The organism is Blastococcus sp. SYSU D00820, from assembly GCF_054050695.1.
The window spans coordinates 100,230-117,454 of the sequence record NZ_JBJGZW010000008.1 but is presented as its reverse complement, the minus strand read 5'-3'; the positions used below and the strand labels follow the sequence as shown (position 1 = coordinate 117,454).

Here is a 17,225-nt window from a genome sequence, read left to right as displayed (position 1 = left end):
CGCGGCCGTCGCCGGTCCCGGTCCTAGCCTGCTGAGGTGGTTGCGCTCCAGACCTTCGCCGAGCGGCTCGGGCTGCCGGTCCTCGTGCCCGGCGGCGGTCTGCAGCAGGACGTGCGCTGGGTGCACGTCAGCGAACTGCCGGATCCTGCCCCGTACCTGCGCGGCGGCGAGTTCCTGCTGTCCGCCGGCACGAACCTGCGGCCGGCGGACAGCCCGCAGTACGTCCGGTCGCTGGTCGACGCGGGCGTGCTCGCGCTCGGCGTGGGGGTGACGCCGGTGCTCGACGAGGTGCCCGCGGAGCTGGTGGGGGCCTGCGCCGAGCACGGCCTCACGCTGCTCGAGGTGCCCGCCGGCGTGCCGTTCCTGGCGGTCAGCGAGCTGCTGTACGAGGAGCTGGCGGCCGCCGAGCTGCGGGGGCTCAAGCGCCTGGCCGACGCCCAGCGCGCGGTCATCCAGGCCGCCGGCGGGCCGGCGCCGATCCGCACCGTGGTGGACCGGCTCGCCGAGGCGGTGGACGGCTGGGTCGTGCTGGTCGACCGCAACGTCGGCCGGCGATGGGAGGCCGGCGATCCCTCGGTCACCCCCGAGGTCCTCGCCGAGCTGGACCGGGTGGCCGCGGCCCGTGCGCCCACGAGCGCGGCGCTGACCGGTCCGGGGCAGCAGGTCGAGGTGCAGTGGCTGTCCGGGCCGGTCCGCTCCGGCTACGCGCTCGCGGTGGGCTGGGACCCCGCCTCCGGAGTCGTCGAGCGGGCCATCGTGGGCGTCGCGGCCTCGGCGCTGTCGCTGCTGTTCACCGACCCCGAGCCGGAGTGGTCGGCCGGCGAGCTCGGCGCGGCGGCGCTCAGCGCGGTGCTGGCTCCCCGGGAGGCGCCCGCCCGGTTCGGCGCCACAATCGGCGATCCCCCGCCGGCGCAGTGGCGGGTCGCCGTCGGCACCGCGCCCGACGAAGGGCCCGACGGCGACGCCTCGCTGGGCCGGCGGCTGTCCCGGGCGCTGCGCAGCCCGTTCGTCCGGCTCGACGCCGGGCGGCTGCTCGTGCTGCTGGACGGCGCCGTCGAGCCGGCCGCGCTCACGGCGGCGTTCGACGACGCCGGGGTCGTGGCCGGGGTCAGCGCACCGCATCCCTGGTCGCGGCTGGCCGCCGCGGCGGAGGAGGCCGGGCGGGCGCACGAGGAGGCCCGGCTGCGCGGTGCCACGTCGGTCCACTCGCGCGAGCGGACCGGGCTGGCCGCCACCGTCGACCCGGGCCGGGCGGGCGCGTTCAGCTCGGCACTGCTGGAGCCGCTGCTCGCGGCCGGGGGCCGCATCCCCGACCTCGTGCCCACGCTGCGCACGTGGCTGGCCCACCACGGCAACTGGGACCGCAGCGCGGTCGCGCTGGGGGTGCACCGCAACACCGTCCGGCACCGCATCGCGCAGGCCGAACGCCTGCTGGCGCTCGACCTGGCCGACGCCCAGGCCCGCATGGAGCTGTGGTTCGCCCTGCAGTGGCACGGCTCCCGGCCGGAGGCACCGGACGGCGACGCCGACGGGGAGCCGTTGGAGGATTGATCCAGCCGACGCCCCGAGGTTGTGCGCTCCGTCCAATGTCGTCGGGAATCGGGCACTCCCTAGCGTGCTGGCAGCCCTAGGCGCCGCCTGCTCCCGCCGACCACTGCGGGCCCTTCCCTCCTCGGAGAGACCATGACCGAGACGAACTCCGGCCGCCGATCCACCGGCCTGGCGGCCAACGCGATGGGCACGAGGGACCTCGTCTTCACCGTGCTCGCCGCGCTGGCGCCCCTCACGCTGATCGTCGCGGTCGCTCCGCTGCACTTCCTGATCGGCGGCTCGTCGGTGCCCGGGGCCTACCTGGTCGCCGGCGTCGTCATGGCGCTGTTCGCGGTCGGCTTCATGACGATGAGCCGCTACGTCCGCAACGCCGGCGCCTTCTACGCGACCATCGCCAAGGGCCTCGGCCGGCCCGCCGGCTCGGGCGCGGCCATGCTGGCCCTGGTCGCCTACAACGGCCTGCAGATCAGCACCTACGGGGCGCTGGGCGTCTACGCGCAGGGCACGTTCGAGCGGTACTTCGGCGTGAGCGTGCCGTGGTGGGTGTTCGGCCTGGTCGCGGTCGTGCTGGTGGCGGCGCTGGGCATCCGCGGCATCCACACCAGCGCGCGGGTGCTCGCCGTCCTGCTGTGCCTCGAGGTCGCCGTCCTCGTGGTGCTGGCGGTGGCCGTCCTGGTGCAGGGCGGTCCGGAGGGCTTCTCGGCGACCTCGTTCGACCCCGGCAACGTCCTGTCCGTCGAGAACGGCCCGCTGTTCGCGCTGGTCTTCGGTGCCTTCATGGGGTTCGAGTCCACCGCGATCTTCAGCGAGGAGGCCCGCGGCGGGATCCGCACGGTGCGCCGCGCGACCTACGTGGCGGTGGCCTTCATCGCCGTCTTCTACGCCCTCATGACCTGGGTGGTCACCACCGCCTACGGCGCCTCCGCGGTCGGCGACGCCGCCGTGGCCGACCCCGTCGACCTCGTCGTCACCGTGTTCACCAACTACACCCCCGGCTTCGTCGGCGAGATCATGCAGGTCCTGCTCCTCGGCAGCGCCTTCGCCGCCCTGCTCGCCCTGCACAACGCCGCCAACCGGTACTTCTTCGCCCTGGGCCGGGAGCGGCTGCTGCCGGCCGCCCTGGGCCGCACCCACCCGACCCGGCGCTCGCCGTACGTCGCGGGCCTCGTGCAGAGCGGCCTGGCGGTCGCCGTCCTGGTGGTGTGGGCCGTCTTCGACCTGGACCCCTACCTCGGGCTGCTCCTGTGGGGCAGCGGGCTGGGCTTCGTCGGGATCATCACGCTGTGGGCGCTGTGCTGCCTGGCGGTCATCGTCTACCTGCGGCGGCGGGCACCCGAGACCGGCGTGTGGCGCAGCCTGATCGCCCCGGGCATCAGCTTCGTCGGCCTCTGCGTCGTCCTGGCCCTCACCTTCGCCAACATGGACCTGCTCACCGGCGCCGGCACGACCACCAACACCGTGATCATCGGCCTGGGCGTGGTCGCGGTGGTCGGCGGCGTGGCCGCGGCGCTGTGGCTGCGCAGCCGCGACCGGGCGCGCTACGACCGGCTGACGGAGCTGCGCGTCGACGGCGACATCGAGGAGGCGCTGCCCGACGACGAGCCGCGCACCCGCCGGGACGACGACGTCGCCACCCCCGCGCAGCCGGCATGACCTGGGACCGCGGCTACCGGCCCCTCGACCTCGCCGGCTCCTGGAACGCGCCGTTCGACCTCCTCGACGACGTCGACGAGTCGCTGACCGGCAACCGGTCGCTGTACGGGCTCCCGTTCGCCTTCACCACCGCGCCGGTGACCGAGCCGGGCCTGGTCCGCGCCGGCGGGGACCACCCCCTCGTGAGCATCCCGGTGGGGGAGACCTGCACCTGGCTGGTCCTCGCGCACGCCGTCGAGGAGCCCGAGCTGTTCGAGGGCGGCCGGGTCGGGGACGCCCTGGCCGAGTACACGCTGGTGTACGAGGACGGGCAGCGGGTGGCAGTGCCGGTCCGGCAGCGGTTCGAGATCGGGCCGACGCCGCGGACCTGGGCGGGACGCCCGCTGCCGCTGGACTGGGGGCAGACGCCGTTCCTGGCGGTGCCCGACGCCCAGCACCGGCTGATGCACCGCACCTGCGGGCGGTTCGACGCCGCCGGGGCCCGGTTCGTCGACATCGACGATCCGCAGGCCCGCTCGCCCTACGTCCTGCCCTACCGCTTCTACCTGTGGCCGTGGCGCAACCCGCGGCCGGCGGTATCCGTGCGCACGCTCGAGGTGCGCAGCCTCGGCCCCTCGGTGCTCATCGGCGCGGTCACTGTCGGCCGCGACGACGAGGACCCCTTCGGCCGGACCGTCGCCCAGGACGTCACCTTCGCCCGCGCCGAGGGAGTCGTCGACGAGCGCGTCGCCGTCGCCGTCGACCGCGGGACGGCCACCTACGCCTACCGGACCGCCGACGGCAGCAGCACCGTGCCGCCGGGGTGGGGCGGCGGGGCCGACGAGCAGCGCGGGTACGTGCGCATCGCCGCCGTCCCGTCGGCGGACGTGACCCTGCTCCAGGACGACGTCCCGGTCGCCGTGCTGCGCTGGGGCGACCTGCTGGAGCAGGGCGCGGTGACGACCGGCGACGGCACCCGCTGGGAACTGCAGGGCGCCGGTCGCACCTGGGTGCGGACCACCGTGGTGGACGACGGGACCGGCGAGCCGCTCGCCTGCCGGGTGCACTTCCACACCGCCGAGGGCATCCCGGTCGCGCCGTACGGCCACCACGCGCACATCAACTCCGACGGCAACACCTGGAACCTCGACATCGGCGGCGACGTGCGGCTCGGCGCCCGCACCTACGCCTACGTCGACGGCAGCTGCGAGGGCTGGCTGCCCACCGGCCGGGTGGTCGTCGAGGTCGCCCGCGGGTTCGAGTACACGCCGCTGCGCGAGGAGCTGGAGATCAGCCCGGGGCAGCGGACCCTGGAGCTCCGGCTGCGCCGCGCCGTCGACCCGGAGGCGGCGGGCTACGTGGGCGGCGACACGCACGTCCACTTCGTCTCCACCCTCGGCGCGGAGCTGGAGGCGCGGGGCGAGGGCGTGCGGGTGGTGAACCTCCTGCTCAGCCAGTGGGGGCACCTGTTCACCAACAGCGAGGAGTTCACCGGCCGGCCGCACGTGTCGGCCGACGGGCGGACCAGCGTCTTCGCCGGCCAGGAGAACCGGACGGCGATGCTCGGGCACATCAACCTGCTCGGCATCCGCGAGCCCGTGCTGCCCTGGTGCACCGGCGGTGCCGAGGAGAGCGACCTCGGCGGCGGCCTGGAGACGACGCTGGCGCGGTGGGCCGACGAGTGCCACGCGCAGGGCGGCACCGTCGTCCTGGCCCACTTCCCGGTGCCCAACGGGGAGGCCGCCGCGCTCATCGCGACCGGCCGGCTCGACGGCGTCGAGATGATCGCCTACGACGACTACAACATCGGGCAGTACTACCGGTACCTCGACGCCGGGTACCGGCTGGCCCTGGTGGGCGGCACCGACAAGATGAGCAGCGAGGTGCCGATCGGGCTGGTGCGCACCTACGTCAAGGTCCCCGACCCGGACGAGATGACCTACTGGGACTGGTGCGCCGGCGTGCGGACCGGTGACACGGTCGTGTCCAGCGGGCCGGTGCTCACGCTGGCCGTCGACGACTGCCCGCCGGGCACCGTCCTCGGCGGCGCGCGGGGACGCTCGGCGCGGGCCCTGGCGCGGTTCGAGTCGATCTTCCCGGTCGAGCGGCTGGAGATCGTCGTCAACGGCCGGGTCGCGGCCCAGCAGGAGTGGCCGGAGCCCGTCCTCTCCGGCGAGCTGGCCCTCGACGTGACCGTGGCCGAGAGCTCCTGGGTGGCCGCCCGCTGCTACGGGCCGGGCGAGGGCGTCGCCCGTCACCGGGACGTCTGGGAGCGGCCGATCATGGCGCACACCTCGCCGGTGTACCTGGCGGCGGGGGAGGTCTACGACCGCACGGACGCGTCGGTGCTCACCGAGATGCTCGCGCTGATCCAGGGCGTCGAGGAGCACGTCACCGAGCGGGCGCGGACGACCTGGGCCGGTCCGGTCACCCACCGGCACGGCCGCCAGGACCACGTCGCGTTCCTCCTCGAGCCGCTGCACGAGGCCGCCCGGCGGATCCGCGAGCGGCTGGCCCACTGACCCCGGCCGGCGGGCGCGCCGTTCCGGCACCCGCCGGCCGCTGGGTGCCGATCCGGCACCCTCCACCGGAACCGGCCGGGCTCCAGGCTCGGGGGACCACGCCCGTCCCCCGAGCCGTGCCCCCGGACCCGAGGAGCCCCGCATGACCGAGTCCCCCCGCCCCTTCTGGATCGCCGGATCGCCGGCCACCGGCACCGAGCGGCTGGAGGTCGTCTCGCCGCACGACGGCGCGGTCGCCGGGGTCACCACGACGGCGACCGCCGAGCAGGTCGAGGCCGCCGTCGCCGCGGCGTCCGCCGTGGCCGCGGAGACGGCGGCGCTGCCGGCGCACGTGCGCGCCGCCGCGCTGGACACCGTCTCCCGCCGGCTGGCCGAGCGGGCCGACGAGGTGGCCGACCTGATCACCGCCGAGTCGGGCAAGCCGCTGAAGTGGTCGCGGCTGGAGGTCTCCCGGGCGGTGTCGACGTTCCGCTGGGGTGCCGAGGAGGCCCGCCGGTGGTCGGGCACCCTGCAGCGGCTGGACACCGACCCGGCGGCCACCGGCCGCATGGCGCTGGTCCGCCGGGCGCCGCGCGGGCCGGTCCTGGGCATCGCGCCGTTCAACTTCCCGCTCAACCTGGTGGCGCACAAGGTCGCTCCCGCGATCGCCGTCGGCGCCCCGATCGTGCTCAAGCCCGCCCCGGCGACCCCGCTGTCGGCGCTGCTCCTCGGCGAGATCCTGGCCGAGACCGCCCTGCCGGCCGGTTCCTGGTCGGTGCTGCCGGTGCCCAACGAGGTGGCCGCCGAGCTGGTCCGCGACCCGCGGCTGCCGGTGGTGTCGTTCACCGGCTCGGTGCCGGTCGGCTGGTCGATCCGCGACGCGGTGCCGCGCAAGCACGTCACGCTCGAGCTGGGCGGGAACGCCGCCGTCGTCGTCGCCCCGGACCAGGACGACGCCGCGCTGGACTGGGCGGCGCAGCGGATCGCCACCTTCGCCATGTACCAGGCGGGGCAGTCCTGCGTCTCGGTGCAGCGGGTGTTCGCGCACCGCGACGTCGCCGCGGCGCTGACCGACCGCGTGGTGGCGGCCGTGGAGAAGCTGGTCACCGGCGACCCGACCGACGCCGCGACCGACGTCGGCCCGCTGATCGACGAGGGCGCCGCCCGCCGGGTGGAGAGCTGGGTCGCCGAGGCCGTCGCCGGGGGCGCGCGGCTGCTCACCGGCGGCACCCGCGACGGCGCGGCGTACGCGCCGACCGTCCTCGCCGACGCCGCGGCGACGGCCAAGGTGTCGTGCGAGGAGGTGTTCGGGCCGGTCGTCGTCCTGGACACCGTCGACTCGGTGGACGAGGCCTTCGCCCGCGTGAACGACAGCCGGTTCGGCCTGCAGGCCGGGGTGTTCACCCGCGACCTGCAGCTGGCCTTCCGGGCGGCGCGGGAGCTGGAGGTCGGCGGCGTGGTGGTCGGCGACGTGCCGAGCTACCGGGCCGACCAGATGCCCTACGGCGGGCTCAAGGACTCCGGCGCGGGCCGCGAGGGCGTGCACGCGGCCATGGAGGACCTCACCGAGGAGCGGGTGCTCGTCCTCACCGGCATCGAGGTGTGAGGCGGCGGACGTGACACGGGCGGGGCGCGGCAGGGATCACCTGCCGCGCCCCGCCCGGTCGGGTTCCCGGCGCCGGAGTGCGGGCGCCGGGACGATCAGGCCGGCGTGGCCACGGTGGTGCCGCCGGTCGCCGGGGTGGCGCCGGCGGTCGCCTCGGTGAAGGCCGCCTCCAGCACGTCGAGCGCCTCGGAGAGCAGGTCCTGGCCGATGACCAGCGGCGGCAGGAAGCGCAGCACGTTGCCGTAGGAGCCGGCGGTGAGGACGACGACGCCCTCGGCGTGGCACAGCTTCGCGACCTTGCCGGCCAGCGCGGCGTCGGGCTCGTCGGTGCCGGGCTTCACCAGCTCCACGGCGATCATGGCGCCGCGGCCGCGGACGTCCCCGATCGCCGGGATCCGCTCGGCCAGCGCGCGCAGCCGCGGGATCATCGTGTCGCCGATGCGGCGCGCGGCGGTGACCAGGTCGAGCTCGCGCATGGTCTCGATGGAGGCCAGGGCCGCGGCGCAGGCGATCGGGTTGCCGCCGTAGGTGCCGCCGAGCCCGCCGGTGTGGATCGCGTCCATGATCTCCGCGCGCCCGGTGACCGCGGCCAGCGGCAGCCCGCCGGCCATGCCCTTGGCCAGGGTGATCAGGTCGGGGACGACGCCCTCGGCGTCGCAGGCGAACCAGTCGCCGGTGCGGCAGAAGCCGGTCTGCACCTCGTCGGCGATGAAGACCGCGCCGGCCTCCTTGCACCAGTCGGCGATCGCCGGCAGGAAGCCCTGGGCCGGGACCACGAACCCGCCCTCGCCCTGGATCGGCTCGATGAGCACCGCGGCGACGTTGGCCGCGCCGACCTGGGTCTCGATCTGGCGGATCGCGCGGGCCGCGGCCTCGGCGCCGGTGAGGCCCTCGGGGTCGCGGAACGGGTAGGACATCGGCACCCGGTAGATTTCCGAGGCGAACGGCCCGAAGCGGTGCTTGTAGGGCATGTTCTTGGCGGTCAGCGCCATCGTGAGGTTCGTGCGGCCGTGGTAGGCGTGGTCGAAGACGACGACGGCCTGCCGGCCGGTGGCGTGCCGGGCGATCTTGACCGCGTTCTCGACGGCCTCGGAGCCGGAGTTGAACAGCGCCGAGCGCTTCTCGTGGTCGCCGGGGGTGACCCGCGCGAGCTCCTCGCAGACGGCGACGTAGCCCTCGTACGGCGTGACCATGAAGCAGGTGTGGGTGAACGCCGCGACCTGCTCCTGCACCGCGGAGACGACCTTCGGCGCGGCGTTGCCGACGTTGACCACCGCGATGCCGGCGCCGAGGTCGATCAGCGAGTTGCCGTCGACGTCGACGATCACGCCGCCGCCGGCCTGCTCGACGAAGACCGGCAGGGTGGTGCCGACGCCGGCGGAGACGACGGCGCTGCGCCGGGCCATCAGGTCGCGGGAGCGCGGCCCGGGGATCTCGGTGACGAGCCGGCGCTCCTGCGCGAGTGACGTGGCGGGGTCGGAGAGGGCGGTCACAGGGTCTCCTCGGGCGTCGACGGTCCGGAGCCGCTCGCGCGGCTCCCCCCGCAGTCTCGACCCCGCGGGCGTCCCCCGCGTGTGTACGGATCGTCGCGTCGGGGGGTGGCGGGTGGACAGACCGTCCGCGCGGATGGCACCGTCCGCGCGTGCCGGTCACCGTGGGGTCGCTGCTGCGCGACCCGTCCCTGTCGCTGCGCCGCTGCACTCCGGCGGATGCGGCCGACCGCCCCGTCTCGTGGGTGCACGTCAGCGAGCTCGCCGACCCGACCCCGTTCCTCGACGGCGGGGAGCTGCTGCTGACCACCGGGCTGACGCTGGGCGACGACGTCGCCGGCTACGTGGCGCGGCTGGTCGACGCGGGGGTGGCGGCGCTGGGGTTCGGCACGGGCGTGGCGCACGATGCCGTCCCGCCGGCGCTGGTGTCGGCGGCCGAGGCCGGCGGGCTGACCGTGCTCGAGGTGCCCCGGCGGACGCCGTTCATCGCGATCTCCCGCAGCGTCGCCGCGGCGCTGGCCGCGGAGGAGTACGCGACGGTGGCCCGGTCGGCGTCGGCGCAGCAGGACCTCGCGCGGGCGGCGCTGCGCGCGGGGGAGGGTCCCGCGCTGCTGACCCGGCTGGCGCGGTCGGTCGGGGGCTGGGTACTGCTGCTCGACGGCGCCGGCCAGCCGGTCGAGGCCGTGCCGGCGGCCGCCGCCGCGCGGGCGGCCGAGCTGAGTGGCGAGCTCGCGCAGCTGCGCCGGGCGCGGCCGCCGGCCAGCGCCGCGGTGAGCGGGCCGGAGGCCACCGTGCTGCTGCAGTCGCTGGGCACGGGCACCCGGCCGCGCGGCTTCCTCGTCGTCGGCCGGGAGGGCCCGGTGCCGCCGGCCGAGCGGCTGCTGGTGAACACCGCGGCGCTGCTGCTGACGCTGCGCGGCGAGCAGTCCCGGGCCCTCGACGACGCGCGGGCCGCGCTGCGCTCGGCGCTGCTGGAGCTGCTGCTGGCCGGGGACGCCGCGGCCGCGCGGACCGCGCTCGGCCGGATCGGCGAGCAGCTGCCGCGGGAGCCCGTGGTCGTGCACGTCGCGCAGGGCACGCCGGCGCAGCGCGCGGCGGCGGTGGAGGTCGCGGGCGAGCTGACGCCCGGGGCGTTCGCCGCTGAGCGCGACGGCGTCCTGGTCGTGCTCGCCGGCACCGGGATGGGGGCGGAGCTCGCGGCGCGGGTGCCGGGCCTCGCCGTCGGCAGCTCGGCGGCGCTGCCGGAGTCGCGGCTGGCCGAGGGGCTGGAGCAGGCGCGGCAGGCGGCCGCGCGGGCGGCGCGGGGGAGCCGGCGCGCGGTGGGCTTCGCCGACCTCGCCGCCGAGGGGGTGACCGCGTTGCTCGACCCCGGCGCGGCCGAGGCGTTCGCCGCGTCGCTGCTGGCACCGCTGTCGGCCGCCGACGAGGACGGCGGGGAGCTGCTGCGGTCGCTGCGCACCTGGCTGGCCCACCACGGCCAGTGGGAGCCCGCCGCCGCCGACCTCGGCGTGCACCGGCACACCCTGCGCCGGCGGATGGCCCGCGCCGAGCAGCTGCTGGGCCGCGACCTGGACTCCGCCGGCGTCCGCGCCGAGCTCTGGCTGGCCCTGCAGCTGCTGCGCTGAGCCCGGCCGCGTGCCGAGCGGCCCGTGCGGCCGATCGAGACGACCTGTGACCAATGGCTTGTGTCCGCGGTCACCGCTGTGGCATCTTCTCCGCACTCCTGAAGTGACACTTCAGAACGTGCAGCGACGGTTCATCCCAGCGGGGGTCGCTGCTTCATGCTCTCGAAAGGACGTCATGGCTCCACAGCGACATGCCGAGATCGCCGGCGGCGGCATCGCCGGCCTCACCGCAGCCGCGGTGCTGGGGAAGCGCGGCTGGAGCGTCCGCGTGCACGAGCGGGCCGATGAGCTCCGTGAGATCGGCGCGGGGATCTTCATCTGGGAGAACGCGCTCAAGTCCCTGGAGGAGATCGGCGCGCTCGAGGAACTGTCTAAGGACTGGGAGCGGGTCGATAGCCACCAGTTGCGCGACCACAAGCACCGGCTGCTCCAGGACAACTGGCTGCGACAGACCCGTCTCTACACGGTCAAGCGCACCCACCTGCACCGCAGCCTGGCGAAGGCGGCGGTCGACGCCGGAGCTGAGATCGTCACGGGCTCCGGCGTGGCCGCGGCCCGGCCCGACGGCACGCTGGTGCTCGACAGCGGCAAGGAACTCCGCGCCGACCTGGTCGTGGGTGCCGACGGGGTCAACTCGCGGGTGCGTGACTCCCTCGACCTGTCGCTGCGCAAGGTGAACCTGCGGGACGGCTGCGGGCGCTACCTCGTGCCTCGCCGGCCGGAGGACCCGGTCAACACGACCATCGAGTCCTGGAACGGCGGGCGCCGGCTGGGCATCGCGCCGGTGGGGCGGGACGACGTCTACCTCTTCCTCTGCGCTCCCGAGGGCGATGAGGCGACCCGCCAGACGCCCTTCGACCCCGGCCCGTGGGTGCAGAGCTATCCGCACTACCGCGACCTGATCGACCGCATCCCGGAGCACCCGGACGGCCGCTGGGCGCCGTTCTACGAGGTGGTCTGCCGCAGTTGGGTGGACGGCCGCGTGGCGCTCCTGGGCGATGCGGCGCACAGCATGGCGCCGAACCTCGGGCAGGCCGCCTGCGTCAGCATGACGAACGCGGTGGCCCTCGGCCAGGCGCTCGACGCGGTGCCGGACGTGCCCGACGCGCTCCAGGCCTGGGAGCGCAGCGAGCGCGGCATCGCGGAGGACACCCAGCGCTACGCGCACCTCTACGGGCGGATCGGCACGCGCTGGCCGCGCGCCCTCGAGGGCTTCCGGTCGGTCCTGCTGCGGACCGTCCTGCGCAGTCCTGCCCTGCAGCACCGGATCAACCGCGCCGCCACGCACTTCCCCTCCATCGGTCCCCGTTCCACCCACTGACCACCCGAGCCGCTCGAGTAGGAGCTCCGACATGGCCCTGCACCGCACCGAGCCCATCCGGATCCGCCCCCCGCACCGCCGGGGCGCCGTCCTGGGGTTGTCCCTGACCACCGCCCTGCTCGTCGCCGCATGCGGCGGGGGCAGCGAGGGCGACGACCAGGCCCGGTCCACCGACACGTCGACGTGGACGGTGCCCGCCGTCTTCGTCGACTGCTCGGCACCGGACACCGACGAGAGCACCTGCCAGGGAGAGGGCACGGAGGGCGAGTACACCTCGCTGAGCCCGTCGCAGGTCAGCGGCGACTGGGAGATCTGCGCGACCGTGCCGCACCTGCAGGACCCCGTCTGGGTGGGCATCAACTACGGCGTCGTGACCGAGGCCGAGCGCCTTGGTGTCGCCCTGCAGTTCCACGACGCGGGCGGCTACGAGAACATCGCCGAGCAGAACTCCCAGATCGAGGACTGCGTGGCCCAGGGGGTCGACGCCATCATCGTCGGCGCCGTGAGCGCGGACGCGCTGAACCCCTCCCTGCAGATGGCCCGCGACGCCGGGATCGCGGTGATCGACGGCGGCAACGGCGTCGCGTCCCCCGACGTCGACGCCCGTGCCGTCCTCGACTACTACGACATGGGCCGGACCATCGGCGAGTACCTCGCGGCCAAGGGCGAGGCGGTGCAGGTGGCGCTGTTCCCGGGGCCGGCGGGCGTCGGCTGGTCGGAGCGGTCGGTGGAGGGCTTCTCCGACGCCATCGAGGGCTCCGCGGTCGAGTTGGTCGCCACCAAGTACGGCGATCCCGTGGCGGAGGTCCAGACGGGGCTCGTGGAGGACACCCTGTCCGCCTCCCCCGAGGTGGACGTCATCGTCGGGACCGGCGTGACCGTGGACGTCGCTGCGACCGTCCTCGAGGAGCGGGGGCTGGCCGACCGGATCTCGACGTACAGCACCTACATCTCGCCGTCGGTCGTCGACCTCCTGGAGGGCGGCGGGGCCGCCTGCGCGCCGAACGACCAGGGGATCAACCTCGCGCGGGTCATGGTGGACCTGGCCGTGCGCACGCTGGAGGAGATCCCGTACGAGGGTGACGTCACCCGTGCCGCGCCGGCGCCGGTGCTGATCTGCGGGCCGGCGGCCGGGGCCGATGACAACTTCGACTCGTTCGACCAGTCGACGGCGTTCGCGCCGGAGGACTGGAGCCCGGTGTCCGAGGTCGGCTACTGAGTCGACGCGATCGGGGCCCCGGTGGGACCGGGGCCCCGATCCCCTGAGGAGGGGTGACCGTGACAGAGAGCGCACAGCACGTCGTCTACACCGGCCGGGTGCTCACCATGGTGGGCGACGCCGAGGCCCAGGCCGTCGAGGTCGAGGGCGGGGTCATCACCGCCGTCGGTGGGCCGGAGGTGGCCGAGGCAGCCCAGCGGCGGGGGGCGCACGTCCGTCCCGCCGGTGACGGCGTCGTCCTCCCGGGCTTCGTGGACGCGCACACGCACCTGGGCCACCTGGCCCTCGGGGCCGTCGGGGCCGTCGACTGCCGGGTGCCCCGCATCCGGGACGTGGCCGGACTCGTCGAGCTCCTGCGCGGCGAGGATGCGGTACTGCCGGCCGGGGAGGTCCTGGTCGGCTACGGCAACCTCTTCTACGACCGCAAGCTCGCCGACGGGCGCCTGCCCACCCGGTACGACCTCGACCTCGTGTCCACCACGCGGCCGATCATCGTGCGCGCCGGCGGGCACGCCTCGGTCCTCAACACGGCGGCTCTCGAGCTGGCCGGGTTGATGAGCGGGGCGGCCGGTGCCGGGAAGACCGGCAAGGCGCACGTGGTCCTCGGTGACGACGGCAGCCCCAGCGGGGTGGTGAGCGAGGTGGACGCGCTGCTGCCCCTGCCGCGACCCACGGCGGAGGAGATCCGCAGCGCGCTGGTCCAGACGGTGACCGAACAGTTCACGCGCCACGGGGTGACCACGATCGGGGAGATGGTCGACGACCTCGTCGCGCTGACCACCCTCGAGGAGCTGACCGCCGACGGCCGGGTGGCGGCCCGGATCGTGGCCCACCTGATGCCGTCGGCCGCCCCACTCGAGGAGGCCTTCCGGCTGGCGGCCGACGGCGCCGTGGGTGGAGGTGGACGCGTCGTCGTCCGCGGGGTCAAGGTCTTCGCCGATGGCGGTTACTCGTCACGGGGCGCCGCTGTCCGGGAGCCCTACACGCCCGACAGGATGACGCCGGCCGGGTGGCGCGGTGAGCTGAACGCCAGTCCGGAGTCCCTCGTCGAGCTCTTCACGGCCGCGGCGGCGCAGGACGTCCCCGTCGCCGTCCACGTCAACGGTGAGCGGGCGCAGGACCTCGCCGTGCGAGCCTGGCTCGAATCCGGCGGGCAGGCACGCCTGCGCCTGGAGCACGCCGGCAACTGGGTGAGCGACTGGGCCGGTCCGGCCGCCTGGGCGGCCGCGGGGGTCACGGCGGTCGTCAACCCGTCGTTCCTGCACAGCTACATCGGCAGCTTCTTCCCCGAGGTCGTGGGTCCGAGCGGGGCGGCCGGGCGCATGCCCCTGCGGTCACTCCTCGACGCGGGGGTCCCGCTGGCCGCCGGCTCGGACGCGGGGCTGGGGGCCGAGGACGGGCAGACCCATCCGCTGCACATGCTGTGGTGCCTGGTTGCGCGGCGCGGCTACCACGGGGAGCCGGTGGAACCGGAGGAGGCGATCTCGGTCATGGAGGGGCTGCGACTGCTCACGGTCGACTCCGCCCGCGCGCTGGGGGTCGACGGCGAGGTCGGGACCATCGAGGTCGGGAAGCGTGCCGACCTCGTGGTCCTCGACAGCGATCCCCGCCGTGTCCCGGTGAAGGCCCTGCGGGACATCGGGGTGACCGAGGTCCTGGTCGGCGGGGTCCCCGCACTGGAACCGGTGACCGGTCCGTGACGTCCCTCGAGAACCTGCCGGCCCCTGTGACCGGCAGGGAACTGGTGCAGCTGGACGGCATCTCGAAGTCCTTCCCGGGGGTGCGCGTCCTCGACGACCTCTCGCTCACCCTGTCCGGGGGCGAGGTGCACGTGCTGTTCGGCGAGAACGGCGCGGGCAAGTCCACGCTGATCAAGATCATCTCCGGTGTGTACCAACCGGATGCCGGGACGCTGCGCATCGGCGGGGCACGGGTCCGGCTCGGCAGCCCGCGGGAGGCGCTGGGGCACGGGGTGGCGACGGTCTACCAGGAGCTGTCCCTGGTCCCGCAGCTGTCGGTGGCCGAGAACCTCGTCCTCGGGCGCTGGCCCCGTCGGGTCTCGTTCCTGGACCGTCGGCGGATGCGTCGCGAGGCCGAGCGGTTGTCGGCGCTCGTCGGCCTCGACGTGGACGTGCGCACGCCCGTCCGGCGGCTGCCGCGGTCCCTGCAGCAGCTGGTCGAGATCGCCAAGGCGGTGCAGGCCGACGCCCGCGTCGTCATCTTCGACGAACCCACGGCGTCGCTCACGGACGCCGAGACCGAGCGGCTGTTCGAGGTGATCCGCAGGTTGCGTGCGGAGGGCCGGGCCATCGTGTACATCACCCACCGCATGCACGAGATCCGGGAGATCGGGGACCGGGTCACGGTCCTTCGGGACGGGACGGCGATCACCACCCAGTCCGTCGCCGAGGTGACCGAGGACCAGCTGATCTCGGCGATGACGGGGCGGGCGCAGACCGCCCTCTACCCCGATATCGCCCACCGGCCCGGCGCGCAGGCGCTGGCCCTCGAGGCGGTGACCACGCGGACGCTGCGGAACGTGAGCATCACGGTGGCCGCCGGCGAGGTCGTGGGGATCGCCGGACTGCTCACCTCGGGCAAGTCCGACCTCGGCCGGGCCTGCGTCGGCCTGGAACGAGCCCTGCAGGGCCAGGTCGTGCTCCCGGACGGGCGCAGCCGCCGGCGGTTGTCCCCGGCACAGGCCCTGCTGTCCGGCGTCCTCTACTACCCCGCGGACCGGAAGGTCGAGGGCCTGGCACTCGGCCGGCCGATCACCGAGAACATGACCCTGGGCGGCCTGCGCCTCGGCGGCCTGACCCGGGGGCCGTTCATCCGCCGGCGTGAGGAGCAGGCGCGAGCGGCCGCAGCGGCCGACAGCCTGTCGCTCCGCCCACGGAACGTGCGTGCACCCGCATGGGCCCTGTCCGGCGGCAACCAGCAGAAGGTCATGCTGGCCCGGGCATCGCTGCGCCCCTCTCGGCTGCATGTCTTCGACGACCCCACCGTCGGTGTGGACGTCGGCGCGCGGGCCGAGGTCTACGAGATCATCCGCGGCCTCTGCGAACGCGGGGACGCCGTACTGCTCATCTCCTCGGACCTGCCGGAGGTCCTCAACCTGGCCCACCGGGTCTACGTCATGCAGGAGGGCCGGGTGGCCGCTCACCTGGCGGGCGCGGAGATCACCGAGCAGGGCGTCCTCGAGCACTTCTTCCCCAGCATCGAGAACCAACAGCAGGAGGCCCCGACCGATGTCCACTAGTGCCGGATTGGACGCGCGCACGGCCCGCGGATCCGTCGGGAACCTGGTGCCGCACCTGCGTGGCCGGGCGCTGCTGCTGCCGGGGCTCCTGCTGCTCCTGTTGGTCGCCTTCGCGGTCAGTACCGACAAGTTCCTGACCATCCCGAACCTGACCAACCTGTCCCGGCAGTCGGTGTACCTGCTGCTGGTCGCGCTCGGGCAGATGGTGGTGCTGCTCTGCGGGCAGTTGGACCTCTCGGTGGGCGCCACGGTGGCGCTCTCCAGCGTCATCACTGCCATGACCCTGAAGTCGCTGGCCGACGCCTCGCCGCTCACGAGCATCGTCGTGGCGGTCGCGGCGGGCCTGGCCACGGGGGTGGCCGTCGGTCTCTTCAACGGTGTCGTCGTCGCGGTCCTGAGGGCGCCGGCGTTCATGGTGACACTAGGGACGACGTCGATCGCGGGAGCCTGCGCGCTGCTCCTCACCAACGGTGTCCCGGTGTCCGGCCTCGCCGAGGCCTTCACCGGCTCCCTGGGGACGGGGCGCCTTTTCGGGATCCCCGTCCCCATCCTCGTCGCGGCCCTGGTGGCGCTCCTGCTGTACGTGTTCCTGTCCTGGACGGTGGCAGGCCGGAGCATGTACGCGGTCGGCGGCAACGCCGCAGCCGCACGCGCTGCGGGCATCCGGACGTCCGGGACGACTCTCGCGGCCTTCGTGCTCTGTAGCGTGCTGAGCGCGCTGGCCGGAGTTCTCCTCGCTGCCCGTGTGGGGTCGGGTGAGGCGTCGCTCGGCACGACGTATGTGCTGCTGTCGATCGCCGCGGCGGTGCTGGGTGGGACGTCGCTGTTCGGTGGCGAGGGCCGGGTCGGCTACGTCGTCCTCGGCGTCCTGTTCATCGCCGTCCTCAACAACGGCATGAATCTGCTGCGGATCCCCAGCTATCTGCAGGAGCTGGCCCTCGGGGTGGTCCTCATCGCGGCGGTCCTCGGGGAGACGGCGCGCGAGGTGCGCCGCACCTGACCGGCTCTGGCCGGGCGCTCG

At 74.6% G+C, this 17,225-nt stretch carries 11 protein-coding genes; 10 read left to right on the top strand and 1 reads right to left on the bottom strand.

What is annotated here, in order from left to right:
* The first annotated feature begins 36 nt into the window (after positions 1-36).
* The 4 genes from ACI79R_RS11165 to ACI79R_RS11150 all read left to right on the top strand — a co-directional run bounded on the left by ACI79R_RS11165 (position 37) and on the right by ACI79R_RS11150 (position 7,290).
* Positions 37-1,551 (top strand): PucR family transcriptional regulator, encoded by a 1,515-nt coding sequence (locus ACI79R_RS11165; protein WP_456573687.1) that lies wholly within the window; start codon positions 37-39, stop codon positions 1,549-1,551.
* 132 nt (positions 1,552-1,683) lie between these two features.
* Positions 1,684-3,204: an APC family permease gene (locus ACI79R_RS11160; RefSeq protein ID WP_456573686.1), complete on the top strand. Its 1,521-nt coding sequence runs from the start codon at positions 1,684-1,686 to the stop codon at positions 3,202-3,204.
* Positions 3,201-5,705 carry a CehA/McbA family metallohydrolase gene (locus ACI79R_RS11155; protein WP_456573685.1) on the top strand — a complete coding sequence of 835 codons (2,505 nt, stop codon included), beginning with the start codon at positions 3,201-3,203 and terminating at the stop codon, positions 5,703-5,705. The genes ACI79R_RS11160 and ACI79R_RS11155 overlap by 4 nt, the downstream gene beginning before the upstream one ends.
* Before the next feature lie 142 nt (positions 5,706-5,847).
* Positions 5,848-7,290 (top strand): aldehyde dehydrogenase family protein, encoded by a 1,443-nt coding sequence (locus ACI79R_RS11150; RefSeq protein WP_456573684.1) that lies wholly within the window; start codon positions 5,848-5,850, stop codon positions 7,288-7,290.
* Between the two features lie 95 nt (positions 7,291-7,385).
* Here ACI79R_RS11150 and gabT read toward each other — a convergent pair whose 3' ends face one another.
* Positions 7,386-8,783, bottom strand: coding sequence for a 4-aminobutyrate--2-oxoglutarate transaminase (gene gabT, locus ACI79R_RS11145; RefSeq protein ID WP_456573683.1), 1,398 nt, complete (start codon positions 8,781-8,783; stop codon positions 7,386-7,388).
* A gap of 149 nt (positions 8,784-8,932) precedes the next feature.
* On the opposite strand from gabT, the gene ACI79R_RS11140 reads away from it, so the two are divergent.
* From ACI79R_RS11140 to ACI79R_RS11115, 6 genes are all read left to right on the top strand, one after another.
* Positions 8,933-10,405: a PucR family transcriptional regulator gene (locus tag ACI79R_RS11140; protein ID WP_456573682.1), complete on the top strand. Its 1,473-nt coding sequence runs from the start codon at positions 8,933-8,935 to the stop codon at positions 10,403-10,405.
* 175 nt (positions 10,406-10,580) lie between these two features.
* Entirely contained in the window at positions 10,581-11,726 is a 1,146-nt protein-coding gene (locus ACI79R_RS11135) for an FAD-dependent oxidoreductase (protein ID WP_456573681.1), read from the top strand.
* A 31-nt stretch (positions 11,727-11,757) separates the two neighbouring features.
* Positions 11,758-12,945 (top strand): TMAO reductase system periplasmic protein TorT, encoded by a 1,188-nt coding sequence (gene torT / locus ACI79R_RS11130; protein ID WP_456573680.1) that lies wholly within the window; start codon positions 11,758-11,760, stop codon positions 12,943-12,945.
* A 59-nt stretch (positions 12,946-13,004) separates the two neighbouring features.
* Complete coding sequence (locus tag ACI79R_RS11125; RefSeq protein ID WP_456573679.1) at positions 13,005-14,645, top strand: amidohydrolase; 1,641 nt, start codon at positions 13,005-13,007, stop codon at positions 14,643-14,645.
* Positions 14,642-16,204: a sugar ABC transporter ATP-binding protein gene (locus tag ACI79R_RS11120; RefSeq protein ID WP_456573678.1), complete on the top strand. Its 1,563-nt coding sequence runs from the start codon at positions 14,642-14,644 to the stop codon at positions 16,202-16,204. Before ACI79R_RS11125 ends, ACI79R_RS11120 begins: the two co-directional genes overlap by 4 nt.
* A 46-nt stretch (positions 16,205-16,250) precedes the next feature.
* The gene (locus tag ACI79R_RS11115; protein WP_456573677.1) at positions 16,251-17,204 is read left to right on the top strand and encodes an ABC transporter permease; all 954 of its coding nucleotides are present in this window, start codon (positions 16,251-16,253) and stop codon (positions 17,202-17,204) included.
* Positions 17,205-17,225: the final 21 nt, after the last annotated feature.

Coding starts and splice junctions, on each gene's coding strand:
- ACI79R_RS11160 (WP_456573686.1), top strand. CDS start 1,684: ATGACCGAGACGAACTCCGGCCGCCGATCCACCGGCCTGGCGGCCAAC.
- ACI79R_RS11155 (WP_456573685.1), top strand. CDS start 3,201: ATGACCTGGGACCGCGGCTACCGGCCCCTCGACCTCGCCGGCTCCTGG.
- ACI79R_RS11150 (WP_456573684.1), top strand. CDS start 5,848: ATGACCGAGTCCCCCCGCCCCTTCTGGATCGCCGGATCGCCGGCCACC.
- ACI79R_RS11135 (WP_456573681.1), top strand. CDS start 10,581: ATGGCTCCACAGCGACATGCCGAGATCGCCGGCGGCGGCATCGCCGGC.
- torT (WP_456573680.1), top strand. CDS start 11,758: ATGGCCCTGCACCGCACCGAGCCCATCCGGATCCGCCCCCCGCACCGC.